Below are 13346 nucleotides of genomic sequence, written 5' to 3' on the forward strand. Positions count from 1 at the left end.
TGACCGAAGTTGCGTTAATGCTGAAAATTTCGCAGTGTCTTAATAAGAATCGTGATGAATAGATATAATCCATACGGAATTCTATAGGCTGACAAAACATATAAATTCTATTTTCATAAAGGGGGATAAATTATGCATACAGCCCAAGACTATGCCGCAACCGTCGATGCCCATACCTTCGCAACGTTCCTAGCGCTTGTTGAAGCGATCGTTCCACATACAGCTGTGCCTTGCGTGTTCGGGGCAGAGCCATCGGCAGGTGCCGTTGATTTATGCATTCACAAGTATATGATCTGGGAATTGGATCACAGCCTTTCACTTGCTCTAGGATTCCATCTGACTGTCGTTCCGCTATCCGCTTCTACCGCCATGATGCTCAATGCAGGCGCCGTTCAATTCGTTGCCTCGGGACAGTCGCAGCATGCTCCTAACTACTCGAAGTGGGGGTGCAGTCCGTTCTCCTCACTTTCCCAGGCTGATCGGATTCGGGTACTCGCCATGCTGGAACAATTGAATGTTGATCTGGGAACCTTGCCGCCCCCCTACCGAGACGATGGAGGTTTTCTCCGGTTTATGGTGGATTTTCTAAACAGGCAGACGATGTTCGGAAATTACTCGGAGTGGTCTGCTTACGGGACGACCCGGCTTGCGACCCCCACGGAACGGAGGCTGGAATATTTTCCGATTAGCTGGAAACAGGTGGGATACCCTGGCGTTGTTCCCGGGTATCGCGCCCTACACGGTTATTTGTTGACTATTGAGCGAAAAGGAGGGGAATCCACTATTGTATAATGCAGATGAGATGTACGATGCCGACGTAATCATCATCGGGTCTGGCGGCGGAGGCGCTGTCGCGGCCAAGGAGCTCGGGGAAGTTGGGTTGAAGGTGCTGGTACTTGAAGCCGGACCCTGGTACGGAAACAAACAATGGCAGAATCCAAATAGCGAACGCGGCAAGGAATGGAGCTCCGACTATAATGATTTGGATGTGGGGATATACAAGAAGATCTACAACGCGTATGAAAACAACATGAACGATGTGGTATCCGGTGTATTTCGCTTTGGGCCTGCCGATCGCCGCCGCACGCCTTGGCACCGGGTCATGCGTCAGAAAGGTGACGTCTGGCAGCTATCGGGAGTAGGAGGAACGACCCAACATTATTGGGGTCAGTCGCCGCGCGCTTTTCCCGCTGCGGTTGATAATATTTGGCCGATCAGCTACCGTGAGCTGATTCCCTATTATGAGAAAGTCGAAGCCACACTGCCTGTCCAGTTCGCGCCTACAACGCCCAAAGAAGAGCTTTTTTACTATGGCGCCAAAAAAGCAGGATGGCCGCTTAATCCAACTCTTAACGTTACGACTCCGGGATACCGCCCAAATCCGAATGCTATTCTGCCGACCAACGAACATCTGATGGATCCCAATTACTCGTTGGAGCAACTATCCAACATGGAAGGATGCACTTTGAAGGGGAATTGCATGAACGGATGCTCAGTCGGTCCTTCGGTTGACCGAATCGCCAAACGAAGTACCCTTGTCAGCTACGTTCCGCTCGCTCTCAAAACCGGTAACGTCGCGATTCGGCCCAATTCCTTCGTAATCAGAATCTTAACGGCGCAAGATCCGAAAGAAGGACTTCGCGCGACAGGCGTGCAATTTCGGGATACATGGACAGGAGAAATCGGCGAGTTGACGGCCAGAACAGTTGTTATGGCTGCCGGATGCATCGAATCGCCGCGCCTTTGGCTGAATTCCGGGCTGCCTCACAACGCATGGGTAGGAAGAGGGTTAACCAATCATTGCTTCGACTGGGTTGCAGGCGTTTTTGCTGAAAAAGATCTCATGAGTATTATGGGCATGCCGTCTGTGTATCCGTATGTGGGTCATACCTCGGGAGCCCGAGTCGATATCCCAGGAATCGGAATCTTTCAAATTTCTTGCCTAAGCCCAGGATTGATGTCCTATTTGACATACGGATTCAGCGAAGCGGGATATGACGCCCTTAACCCGCCGGAGCCGGGAGCGCCGTGGGATATTCGCGGCCGGGTCGTTGGACCTCAGCTGAAAGAGCTGATGATGAACTATACCCGGACGATGAGTATGCTGCTCCTTACGGATGATGATACTCTCTATCGCAACAGGGTGGAGGTCGATCCGCTGTTGAAAGACGAGAACGGTCCGATTCCGGTCATTCATTATACCCCTAGCACCAAGACGCTGAAAAGGCGTGATCAACTGGCCAGATATGCTTCCGAAACGCTGCGCCAAGCCGGGGCCCAAAAGATTATCCGTTCGGATTTACCCTTCAGCTTCATGCTCCATCTCGAATCCACGATGCGGATGGGATATGTCACCGATACGAACTGTGAGACTCTTCAAGTCAAGCGGTTGTTCATTGCCGATAACAGCGTGCATTTCAATGGAATCGGCGGTCCGAATCCGACGCTGACGACACAGGCACTTGCCACTCGAACAGCAGAAAAAATCGCCACCAAATATTTTGCTTAACCGCCTGTCGAGACGGCATAATAAAGGACCACTCCTGATAAAGCGACAATAAATAAAAAGCCGACGGCCTTTCCAAAAAATCTCATCTGCTCACGTCCTTTCGCATTTATTCGTTAGTTATGCCAAAAGTATGCTCGACGATCAGGAAAGTATACCCTTCAACCCGCCAAGGGGCTATCTCAAAAGGTCTGAAAAAGACCTGAGAGTTAGCCCTATTTCTTGTTCTTTAGTGTGCTTTATTTCGAATAATCCAATAGAGGATAGGGAAGGTTAATTTGGAAAGGGGTGGAATATGAAAGCGAAAAAAGGAGTATCTGATCCGTTCGAAAAAAAACTAAAGGAACTTGATTATGCAATCGAATCGAAGATATCCGATAAGTTGGACGACAACGAATCGGTCATCAATCAATTGTTCGCCAATTGCTCCGATTTTGTGGTGCGCAGGCTACATATATTCGGCTCCATCCCTAGCATGGTCGTTTATTTTGATGTCTTGGTCGACAATCAACTTTGGGACATCGGTTTCTTGGAGCCCTTGATGCTGCATGAATCCGTTTCTATTGACAGCCCTCTCCAGCTCTATGAACAACTGAAATTTAAATTAGCTTCTATCGTCCAACCCCAAATCGCCTTGAACATGAATGAAATTGTTCAACGCATCGTCAAAGGAGAAGTCGTCTTATTCGTTGAATCCTTCACGCAGGCGTTCTCCTTTAGACTCAAAGACAAGCTGTATCGCCAGTTGGAGGAACCGACTTCAGAGGCCGTCATTCGCGGTCCGCAGTATGGATTTATCGAAAAGCTCGACATCAACCTCGCCCTCATTCGCCATCGAATCCGCACGCCCCTGCTGAAGACGGAGAAGCTCTGTGTAGGAGGACTTTCCCAGACCGACGTGGCGATTGTCTACATTGAGCATATAGCACAGCAGAGCGTAGTCGAAGAGGTGAAGAAACGGATATCAAGCATCGACATGGACAGCATACTGGAATCCGGCTATATTGAGGAATTGATCAGCGATCATCCCAATTCACCCTTTCCCGTCATTCAGTCGACCCAGCGGCCCGATTTAGTTTCGGGTTCCCTGGTCGAAGGCAAGGTAGTCCTTCTCATTGATGGTTCGCCGATGGTTCTCGTTCTGCCCATTTCGTTCTGGTTCGGGTTTCAGACGGCGGAGGACTATTATATGAACTTCATTTACGCTACGATGCTGCGATGGCTGAGGTATCTATTCGCTTTTTTTGCGATCGCGCTCCCTTCCTTATATATTGCGGTTACGACCTTCCATCACGAAATGATCCCTACAAGCTTGGCCTTGAGCCTTGCAGCGGCACGGGAAGTCGTGCCTTTTCCGGCAATAGTGGAGGCTTTGATCATGGAAACGACGTTTGAGGCGCTCCGCGAGGCAGGGGTCCGTCTTCCCCGTCCCGTCGGCCAGACCATTAGTATCGTGGGTGCGCTTGTCATCGGGCAGGCTGCCGTTCAAGCAGGCATTATTTCCGCTCCCCAAATCATCATCGTATCCATTACAGGAATTTCCTCTTTCCTCATTCCCAATCCTGGCATGAGCCAGGCGATAAGCATTATGCGGTTTCCACTCATGCTCTTCGCCGCAAGTTTTGGCTTATACGGTGTTGTAGTGTCCTTGATTGCCGTCTTGATCCATCTGGTGAACATGAATTCCTTTGGTGTCCCCTATATGACGCCGATCGCACCGTTTAGCTTCTCCGGACTAGCAGATGCATTATTCAGAGCCCCGTGGCGGATGTTGTTAAGGCGGCATCATCATACAAAGCAACGACTGGAGTGAGCAAAGAAAATGACCAGAGCTTTAATGGCATGTAGATGCTTGATTATTCTCGTCTTCCTCGGATTGATGACCGGCTGCTGGGACCGCAAAGAGATGGACGATCTTGCATTGGTCATGGCCAGCGGACTCGATATCACCGATGATGGACAGCTCGAAATTACCCTGCAGATTGCCCTTCCCACGGGTATTCCCAGTGCCGTGCAGGCCGGGGGGAGCGGCAAGAAATCAGTCATCGTCATCTCCGCCAAAGGCAGCAACGCGTCGGAAGCTACGGGGCGATTGCAGCAGCAATTGTCTCGTGTCATCTATTTCGGGCACAGAGGAGTCATCGTGATTGGGGAAGAATGTGCTCGGCATGGCCTAAATCAAGTACTCGATACGTATACCCGGTTACCCGAGAGCCGATACAACGGTTATGTGGTGACGGCTTATGGAAGCACAGCCAAAGAAATTTTGAACGAGCCCTATCAGCTAGAGCTCATTCCAGGTATCGGCATCAACAAAATCCAATCCAGCAAAGTTAGCTTTGCCGTCAAAATGGACGAATTTCTTAATGCACTATCTTCGCAAGGGAGATCGCCGGTGACCGCCGCCATTAGGATTATTCATCAAGGCACCGATAGGGAAACCTTCTCAATCGACCGAGCTGCGGTTTACCAGGGAAATAAATTGTCCGGATTTCTGGCCCCCGCTGAATTGAAACTATTGCGTTGGTGGATGGGAGGAACCCAACAGATGAGGTTCACTCTGCAATTGGAACCGGAAGACGAACAATATAAGGGGACCATAGGCGTCGAATTGATGCAAAGCGGCAAGAAGATTCACACTTCCGTAAGGAATGAAATTCCAGAAGTATGGGTCAATTTTCATGCGGCGGTCCGAGTGATCGATAATGATACGAGTCTGGACTTTAGCAGAAGCAATAATATGAGACTCTTGGAAACAGAATTGTCTAAACAAATCCAAACCGAGATACAGAGTATGTTAGCGCATGTGCAAAAAAAATTAAAGTCAGATATCTTCGGGATTGGAGAGGAAATCCACATTGAGCATCCTTATGTTTGGAAAAAAATAAGAAATAAGTGGACTGATATTTATCCCGTTGTTCCCGTGACCGCCGATGTTAACATCAAGATCAAACGAATGGGCAAAACGCAAGCACCCGCACATTTAAGAAAAACGGACTAACCACCACCAAACGAAAAGAAGGGGTTCACCATGAAGATGAAATTAACGGGTATCCAGGTTTTCTGGATGATCACGAGCATGGACTTGGGGATGACGTTGGTCATGACACTTACCCCAAGCCTGCTGGCCGCGAAACAGGACGCGTGGATTTCCATTGTCGCGGCCGGATGCATCGCGTTGCTAGTCACATGGCTGGTAACACAAGCCGCGCATCTCTACCCCGGACAGACTTTAATCGAATACAGTCAAACCATTCTCGGTACTTGGCTTGGAAAAGCTGTGGTCGTAATCTATTTGGTCCAATGGTATACAATCATTCCAATCGTTCTCCGCCAATTTTCCGATTTGGTCCAAATCATGCTGCTTCAAGGGACGCCCATAGAAGCGGTCATGCTCCTGATGGTCTTGTTGATCGTCTATGCGGCTTATGGCGGGATCGAAGGCATCGGCCGTTGCAGCGAGTTTCTAGGTCCGATCATTCTGCTAATGATCTGCCTTGTCCTGATCGCGAGCCTCAACAACATTCACTGGAAGAACATCCTTCCGGTCTATGCAGATAGCGAAATAAAGGGAATACTGAGCGGCGCGCTGGCACCCGCCTCATACCTCGGTCATTCCGTCGAATATCTCATGTTCGCATCATTTATGAATAAGCCACGCAAAGGAGCGCCTTATGCGTTCGGAGCAGCCATGACCGCAACTTTCTTTGTATTGATAACCACGATGATGATCATCTTTGTCATCGGAGTCAATCTTTCCCCTTCGATGTGGTACCCTTTTTTCGAAATGACCAAAAAAATCTCATTATTCGGTTTTATTGATAATTTCGACGCCATTCCAGTCGTGATATGGATCGCCAGCGTGTTCATCAAATTGTCCGTTTATCTCTTCATCGCGTGCTATGGAACCGCCCAATTTTTGCGTGTCCGCAACTGGAGGGTCATGCTCTGGTTCATTGCTCCGGTCATTTTTGTGTTTGCGTTAATTCCCCAAAATGTTACGGAGGCAACTGGGCATTACTTGAACCGTTACTGGGTGCCGTTCGTGCTGCCCGTCAATATGATCGGTCTCCCCTTGCTCTTGCTTATCGTCGGGAAATGGAGACAACAGAATAGATCAACTCCGGTATAGATGCCAAAAACTTCTCTCTTTAAAGTCGATTGACGGAATAGAAAAAAGCAACTCAACCGAAAAAGACCGAATACCTACTCAAGTCTCTTCAATTAGCTGCTATTTTACCAACATCACTACAAGCTCATCCTCCTTTTGATGATTTTAGAACTGGTGTTCCAGAGGAAAAACCTCCCATCCTGTCGAATAGTTAAAGGTTAACGTAGGTTGCTTGGCTTGATTTTAGAAGAAAGGAGGTAACATTTTGAATAAAGAAGTGGTCATTAGACTCATAGACGAAGTAACTGAAGAAGTATTTTCCCAGAATAAAAGCACATTGGAAGATGAAGGAGTTCTGACTGGTAATATAGAACTGGCTATTAAGTTGTCAGCTTTAACAACGGTCAAGATCCTTGAGAAGCTTGAACTCATTGATAAAGATTAAACATCAATCGGTGATTGCCAGCTTTGCGCTGTTGTCCATTAATCGCTTTTACGGCTGCTCTGCCGATCTCCTGCGAATTAACTGTAATGGTTACCGTATCAGATCTCTGAGCAGCTATTTCCTCTCACACAATCTCCCTGATCCGTTGTTCATCCATCCTATTCCCTCCATCTCCTCAACACCAAAAGCCCCGCCAGCTTTGGCGAGACCCCGTGAGTTGGGTATATTATTTTTGCAGAGCGTCAATTTGGGCCTGCACCTCTGCGATTTCATTGTTAGGCTACTCGTCAAACGCCCCAAATCGAGTACCGTATACTTGTATTCGTTCATCAATGATCCGACCCAGTGCTCAGAGTCCCTTTGAGATAAATGACTACTACAAATGAGATTTGTTGTGTTTTCATCATTTATAATTGAGACTTTTCTAATTTCAACCGGAATTGAAAAACGGTCTCCACAGAGAAAAGGATCACAGAGCGGAATAATAAGCCGCCTGTGATCCTGCTATTAACTGTATATTAAAATGAATTAGAATACCTCGTAATTATGGCCATAGTTATTATCCCAATACGTTTGCCCGCCAGTTATATACGAAATCGTATATTTAACATTTGTAGCACCCGGAACATTGAAACTGTAGTTCCAGTTTTCAACACTATTGAAATTATTCAAGGAGCCATTATAAGTGGCGTAGCCCTCATGAGTCGTTGCCCAATCGTCCGTTGTGTACAGTATTTTTACTGTTTTCGTCGGATTCAGGTTTTTCACATAGATATTTCCGCTAAATTCACCATTGCTCAGAGTACTATTGGCGTTAAGCACATGGGGTGATCCCAAAATCACGGATCTTAGGGGAACTGTACTATTCACTTCATTGTAATAATTCGTTGACCCGTTGTTATCCCAATAGGTCTGGTTATTCACTTCGTATTTGACTGAGAATTTTATGAAGCTCAGATTCTTCAACTCGGAATGATCTGTTGTAGAACCATTTGTGGAAATGCTAAAACGCCACTTCTCATGGTTTACATCCGTCGGCCCTACATAATACGCACTCGTATCATGCCAATTTGTGTTATCTGTCGTGTAATGGACAATCACATTCTTCACGGGTCCCAGATTAGCAACTTCAATATTGCCGCTGAATCCGACATATCCAGGTTTATAAATAACGCTGACATCCGAGTCAATAAGCTTGACCTCATCACCGCTGGCAAATGCCGATCCAACAAAGGATAAACCAAAAATCAGAGTAAACATCATCAATCCAGCAAATAGTTTTTTCATTGCTTTCACAGTTCTCACTCCTCTAATTTTAAATTTTCACACCTGAGTCTGAGCCGACAAGGAAGACATACATTTGTACACTTTATTGTTCTTTCATCCCTCCTTTAACACTTTGAAACAAAATTGTAATTTTCGGAAAGTTAATATTTTCCTTTCCCATTAATACAATAACTTTAGCTGAACTATATGTAAATAGTAAATAAGTAACATATTTTATATATTAAGTAATGGTATATTTTGTCATAAAAAGTCCAAATAGAGGGAATTATCGCAAAAAAAATCCCTTAAAGGCAATCGACATTCGCCTCAAGGGATTTTATTAAAAAGCTATATCTTTAGGCGAGTCCATAATGAATTTCGCTGCAATTTGCTGAATAGCTTTGACCGTTATCTCCTTCTTGGTGTTCCAGCTTGGAGAATCAAAGAAATAAGGCAATTCTCAGACCATCCACTTCAATTAATACATCGTGCGGTTGGAGCTCCCTCCGTTGCATGGTTGTTTTTTCGAATGCTTAAAACACGAGTTGTTGTCATCTTGTTATTATTTCCTTTTCATATAATATCGTATAAGCCTATGCAGCATACAGTCGGTCTTAGAATCCTGTAGTATACTGTGTAGGGATTGCAGTTTCTTTTCTCAATTTTGATGCGGCTTCCAGTGACCAATAAGGATTTCTCAGCATCCCTCTGCCCACAGCAACCAGATCAGCTTCTTCATTTCCGATAACTGCATTCGCCAAAATTGGATCATCGAGTCTTCCAACGGCCATCACCGGAATATCCAGAGCTTTTCTGATATCTTTTGCCAGGGGGACTTGATACGCTGCGTGAGTTCCTGGTCTGCCCCATGCAGCTATGGGTCCCTCACCGCCGGATGAAATATCAAACATGTCTACCCCTGCTTTTTGATATTCCTTGGCAAAAGCAATGCTTTCCTGAATGCCATATCCGCCCTCAACGTATTCCTTGGCCGAAATACGCATCAAGAGAGGCATGTCTTCAGGCATCTCGGCCTTGGCTACCTGAATGATCTCCCGACCAAATCGGGTAAGGTCTTTACCATATTCATCTTCCCGTTTGTTTGTAAGCGGAGAATGGAATTGATGAATCAAATAACCGTGTGCTCCATGAAGTTCGATGGTATCAAATCCAGCCTTGACAGCGCGAGCTACAGCAGTGCGGAATTTCTCCACCATTCCTTTAACCTCTTCTGTCGTAAGTGCACGAGGTTGTTTTGAATTTTCATCAAATGCAATGGCAGATGGCGCTACAGGAACTTCAGCATCTTCCGCCTTGCGTCCGGCATGCGCGATCTGGATCCCCACTTTGGCACCGTAACTGTGACAAGCTTCTACAATCCGTTTGAGAGCAGGAATCTGTTCATCTGACCACAAACCAAGATCAAAATCGGAGATACGGCCATCCGGCTCTACATCTGTCATTTCAATCATGATAAAACCGGCGCCGCCTACCGCACGGCTAACATAATGCAGGTAATGCCAATCTGTGGCAATACCATCTTTGTTGTCAACCGAGTACTGACACATTGGTGACATCACAATACGATTTTTCAATTCCAAACCTTTAATTGTATAGGGACTAAATATATCTTTCATGAGAAAGACTCCTCTCTTTTTTTGAAGTAAAATAAGCAAACAAAATGCATGCACACGCATATACAATAACATGTTTATTTCATTTGTCAAGAGTTCCTCCCCATTGGTCTGTCCGTTGATTGAAAAACGGAGAAAAGAAATTCTGAATGAGAAAGCCATGCGCTCCGTGGATTTCAACACCGTTAAACCCTGCTTCTATCGCACGTTTCGTCGTCTCCCCAAACGCACTAACCATATCCAAAGGTGCTCCCCCTCGCTTGGCAGCGCTGGATTACCCTGTTTTTCAAAGTGACTCCGTTTTTTAATGTGAATGGTGTCAATAACTCTTTATATTTCGGATCCTTACTGTAACCTCATTTTCAGACTTTTTTCAATGCATCGTCAATCAAATCGTCACCGGCAATCAAGTCAAACGCACGCTTATAGGTGTGCTTCTCATCCAAAGCAGCCAAAATGGCATGAGCTACATCTTCACGAGGGATACTTCCATAGGTGATATTCTCAGCAGCAGACACTTTTCCCGTACCGGATTCATTCAAAAGAATCCCAGGTCTTATGATTGTGTAGTTCAAACTGCTGCTTTCCAGCACTCTATCCGCATAGTGCTTCGCTGCATAATACGGGAGGATATTATCATGCCAGTTCTCTCGGTTATTCGCCTGAATTGCACTGACCATGATAAATCTTTCAATGCCTGCTTTTTCGGCCGCATCAATTGTTTTTCCGGCACCATCCAGATCAATCAATAGCGTTTTATCGTCTCCCGTTCTTCCACCCGAGCCAGCCGTAAACACAATGGCATCACAGCCCTTGGCGGCTTCTGCAATGGAGTCAAGCGTCCCTTCCAAGTCCGCAAGAACCGTTTCGACGCCCTGTTTTTCATATACATCGGCTTGTTCTTTTTTTCGAACCATCGCGCGGACTGTGTGCTTTTTGCTTTCTTTCAAAAGTTGGATGAGGCGTTGTCCAATTTGTCCATTTGATCCTACCACCAAAACCTTCATCTAATCACTCCTCATTAGTGAATTTTCCACTCCCCATTAACTTGAATATCACCATTCTTGGGCAGTAAGGGCAACAATAACGTCATTGATCATGACATTGGCTGGCTTGTTCACGACAAAACCAATAGTTTCAGCCGTAACCGAATGCTTAAGCACGTCATAGGCTAAGAATAACAAAGGAAGGCCGTCGCCAGTAACCTGCACTTAAATTTCAGATTATTGCGGACTCAGGAGCCTCTATTTGCTGAAAAAAGGCTGTTTTGCAGGTCTAACGGACTCAGGAGCCTCTATTCAGGCAAAAAACCACTAGTTAGGGCCTGTTTTTCCGATATAGAGGCTATGCGGTCCGTTAGATTCCAAACCAGCGCAGAAATGAGGAAATAGGAGCTATACGGTCCGCTAGGACGTGGGTTACCAGAAGGGGGAGTGTTTTGGGTTAAGGTAGCGCGATCCCATAACCTTCTCGAGTAACCTTCTATACCCTCGCAGGGTCCTAAGTAGTAACAATTCTCTGTGCTATTACGAAAAGCATCACACAGAAATAATGAATGAAGTGAGCTAATAAAAAGGCACTCATAGAATCTTCTGTGAGTACCTTTCATATAGTGAAAAAATAACGTTTTAAAACAATTTTAGAGTAATATTTTGAAATTCCGACTTCAAATCTTCTTTTTGAAGTTCTGATTCTAGAACCTGATTAAAGGTTTGTAGTGCACGCTGATATTTATTTTCGCCTAGTTCCGTAATTCGAGTATAAATACCTCGCCGATCATCCTCACATATATGTCTTTCCAGAGCGCCACAGTCTTTGGCTTCCATTCTTACTACGAGCCTTGAGGTGGCACTTTGACTTAAACCCACCCTCTCCTGAAGTTGCTGTAATCGTAATTCTTTATCCTCTGACTTAGATATGAAATTCAATACATAAAACTCCTTCAAAGATAAATCATATTCTTGCAGCAGAGCTTGTTCCAATTTGTCAGTTACATTGGAATAGATTTGAGACAAAGACAACCATATATCTAAAAGGTCTTTTTTATTTTGCAATTTTAGACCCCCCAATCTATACAAGAGTATTAACACATAGTCTATCCTATTGTATCAAGCTTAAACGGGACGGTCAAAACACATATAACACTTGAAAGGATTATCGCTTTCCACGATGACTCCTGATTAACACTAAGAGCGGCTAATCTGGTTAGCCGCTTTTTAGTCGAACAATTATTCAATATTTGGAATTTCCTTAGAATGTATAGCCTAATTTATATGCTTAATGGCATTATAATCTATTTTTTTGAAGTGTTCTTGTGTATCTCCAACCAGTGGAATCCATCGAATTTTTTTAAACCAATCAGACGAAATTCTAATTATATATAAAACATCTTATTTTGATATTCGCACCTATTCGGATATATTCAGCACTCAATATTCACAATTAATATCGTTAAATTTAGAGCTTAAAAATCGCTTCCATTCGAAGTCATTCGCCGTAATTGTTATTTTCTTCGTTATTTTTTCCTCTACATTTTCGGCACCCTTCCCGTCAGCCTAGATTGGTTATCGATCATGAGGCAATCCCAGCAGTATCGTGCGTTTTCCCGGAGACAATACTGCAACTCCTTTGCTTCCTCTATGGTAAGCGGTCCGGCCATATTAATGTAGAATATCTCCGCTAGGCGTAAGTGTACGGGCAACATAGATCATCGCTCCTTGTATTAGCATCCTAATACATCATAGGCAAGACGTATCAGGAAGTTGATACGCGCATGAGCTAGTTGATACATTTATTTTGCTGCTGTATACTTTTGGAAAAGGAGACTTGTCCGTGATCATCAGCCATGTCAAAGAGATTATGGATCGGCAGCATAAGACTATCCGAGGATTTGCAGCGGAGACGGGCCTTGCGATCAATACGGTGTCTGGTCTATATCATGACACATCGAAGCGTTTGGATGTGGAGACGCTAAACAAGCTGTGTAAGCACCTCAAGGTTAGCACCGGAGAACTCATTGAGTACATAGAAGACGAAGATGCCCCGTCAGTTTAAAAGGCTGTTGGAGGCAAACTAAGGGAGGATTTATTATGGCAAGTTGAAAAAAGGTCGAGGAAAACAGATATCGTCTGATTGCTGAAAAACGAATGGATGGGGAACGCATTCAAAAAATGAAAGTGATACAACTTGAAGATCCGAAACCAATGACTCTTGATAAGTTGACCCCAGAATATGATGAAGCAACAATTTATTTTGTGAGTTCAGTAGAATTCATTACCTAACTCCATTAAATCACTTCCAAATAGGTGAGAATAAGGAGTTTTTACTCTTGGTTCCCAGGCTTCGGGCCGTGAGTATGAGGAACTGGGCTAAATCCGGCATGCT

The 13346-nt window shown here is 45.1% G+C and carries 12 protein-coding genes and 1 pseudogene; 7 read left to right on the forward strand and 6 right to left on the reverse strand.

The genetic code is table 11. From position 1 onward, the window contains the following. Positions 1–132: 132 nt before the first annotated feature. The 6 genes from B9T62_RS24410 (at position 133) to B9T62_RS24435 (ending at position 7062) form a co-directional block, all read left to right on the forward strand. Positions 133–792, forward strand: a complete 660-nt coding sequence (locus B9T62_RS24410; RefSeq protein ID WP_087917664.1) for a hypothetical protein — start codon at positions 133–135, stop codon at positions 790–792. A gap of 10 nt (positions 793–802) precedes the next feature. Continuing rightward, positions 803–2509 (forward strand): GMC family oxidoreductase N-terminal domain-containing protein, encoded by a 1707-nt coding sequence (locus B9T62_RS24415; protein WP_087920413.1) that lies wholly within the window; start codon positions 803–805, stop codon positions 2507–2509. Positions 2510–2801: 292 nt separating this feature from the next. Further along, on the forward strand, positions 2802–4319 hold the full coding sequence (locus B9T62_RS24420; protein WP_087917665.1) for a spore germination protein: 1518 nt from the start codon (positions 2802–2804) through the stop codon (positions 4317–4319). Between the two features lie 9 nt (positions 4320–4328). Then, positions 4329–5507, forward strand: a complete 1179-nt coding sequence (locus tag B9T62_RS24425; protein ID WP_087917666.1) for a Ger(x)C family spore germination protein — start codon at positions 4329–4331, stop codon at positions 5505–5507. Between the two features lie 30 nt (positions 5508–5537). Next, a complete protein-coding gene (locus tag B9T62_RS24430) occupies positions 5538–6638 on the forward strand; it encodes a GerAB/ArcD/ProY family transporter (RefSeq protein WP_087917667.1) in 1101 nt (366 codons plus the stop codon). 244 nt (positions 6639–6882) lie between these two features. Next, complete coding sequence (locus B9T62_RS24435; RefSeq protein ID WP_087917668.1) at positions 6883–7062, forward strand: hypothetical protein; 180 nt, start codon at positions 6883–6885, stop codon at positions 7060–7062. A gap of 528 nt (positions 7063–7590) precedes the next feature. On the opposite strand, the gene B9T62_RS24440 is transcribed toward B9T62_RS24435, so the two are convergent. The 6 genes and pseudogenes from B9T62_RS24440 to B9T62_RS41865 form a co-directional block, all read right to left on the reverse strand. Further along, positions 7591–8349 (reverse strand): carbohydrate-binding protein, encoded by a 759-nt coding sequence (locus tag B9T62_RS24440; protein ID WP_245864667.1) that lies wholly within the window; start codon positions 8347–8349, stop codon positions 7591–7593. A 593-nt stretch (positions 8350–8942) separates the two neighbouring features. Then, the gene (locus B9T62_RS24445; protein ID WP_087917670.1) at positions 8943–9965 is read right to left on the reverse strand and encodes an NADH:flavin oxidoreductase/NADH oxidase; all 1023 of its coding nucleotides are present in this window, start codon (positions 9963–9965) and stop codon (positions 8943–8945) included. A gap of 82 nt (positions 9966–10047) precedes the next feature. Then, positions 10048–10191 (reverse strand): annotated as a pseudogene (locus B9T62_RS24450) (oxidoreductase); the annotation flags it as partial. Between the two features lie 133 nt (positions 10192–10324). After that, the gene (locus B9T62_RS24455) at positions 10325–10969 is read right to left on the reverse strand and encodes an SDR family oxidoreductase (RefSeq protein WP_087917671.1); all 645 of its coding nucleotides are present in this window, start codon (positions 10967–10969) and stop codon (positions 10325–10327) included. A gap of 621 nt (positions 10970–11590) precedes the next feature. Continuing rightward, the gene (locus B9T62_RS24460; protein WP_087917672.1) at positions 11591–12016 is read right to left on the reverse strand and encodes a MarR family winged helix-turn-helix transcriptional regulator; all 426 of its coding nucleotides are present in this window, start codon (positions 12014–12016) and stop codon (positions 11591–11593) included. 473 nt (positions 12017–12489) lie between these two features. After that, entirely contained in the window at positions 12490–12666 is a 177-nt protein-coding gene (locus B9T62_RS41865; RefSeq protein WP_425436600.1) for a DUF7667 family protein, read from the reverse strand. Positions 12667–12794: 128 nt separating this feature from the next. On the opposite strand from B9T62_RS41865, the gene B9T62_RS24465 reads away from it, so the two are divergent. Beyond that, the gene (locus B9T62_RS24465; RefSeq protein ID WP_087917673.1) at positions 12795–13016 is read left to right on the forward strand and encodes a helix-turn-helix domain-containing protein; all 222 of its coding nucleotides are present in this window, start codon (positions 12795–12797) and stop codon (positions 13014–13016) included. The last annotated feature ends 330 nt before the right edge of the window (positions 13017–13346 follow it).

Source organism: Paenibacillus donghaensis (assembly GCF_002192415.1).
GTDB classification, from domain to species: Bacteria; Bacillota; Bacilli; order Paenibacillales; family Paenibacillaceae; genus Paenibacillus_AQ; species Paenibacillus_AQ donghaensis.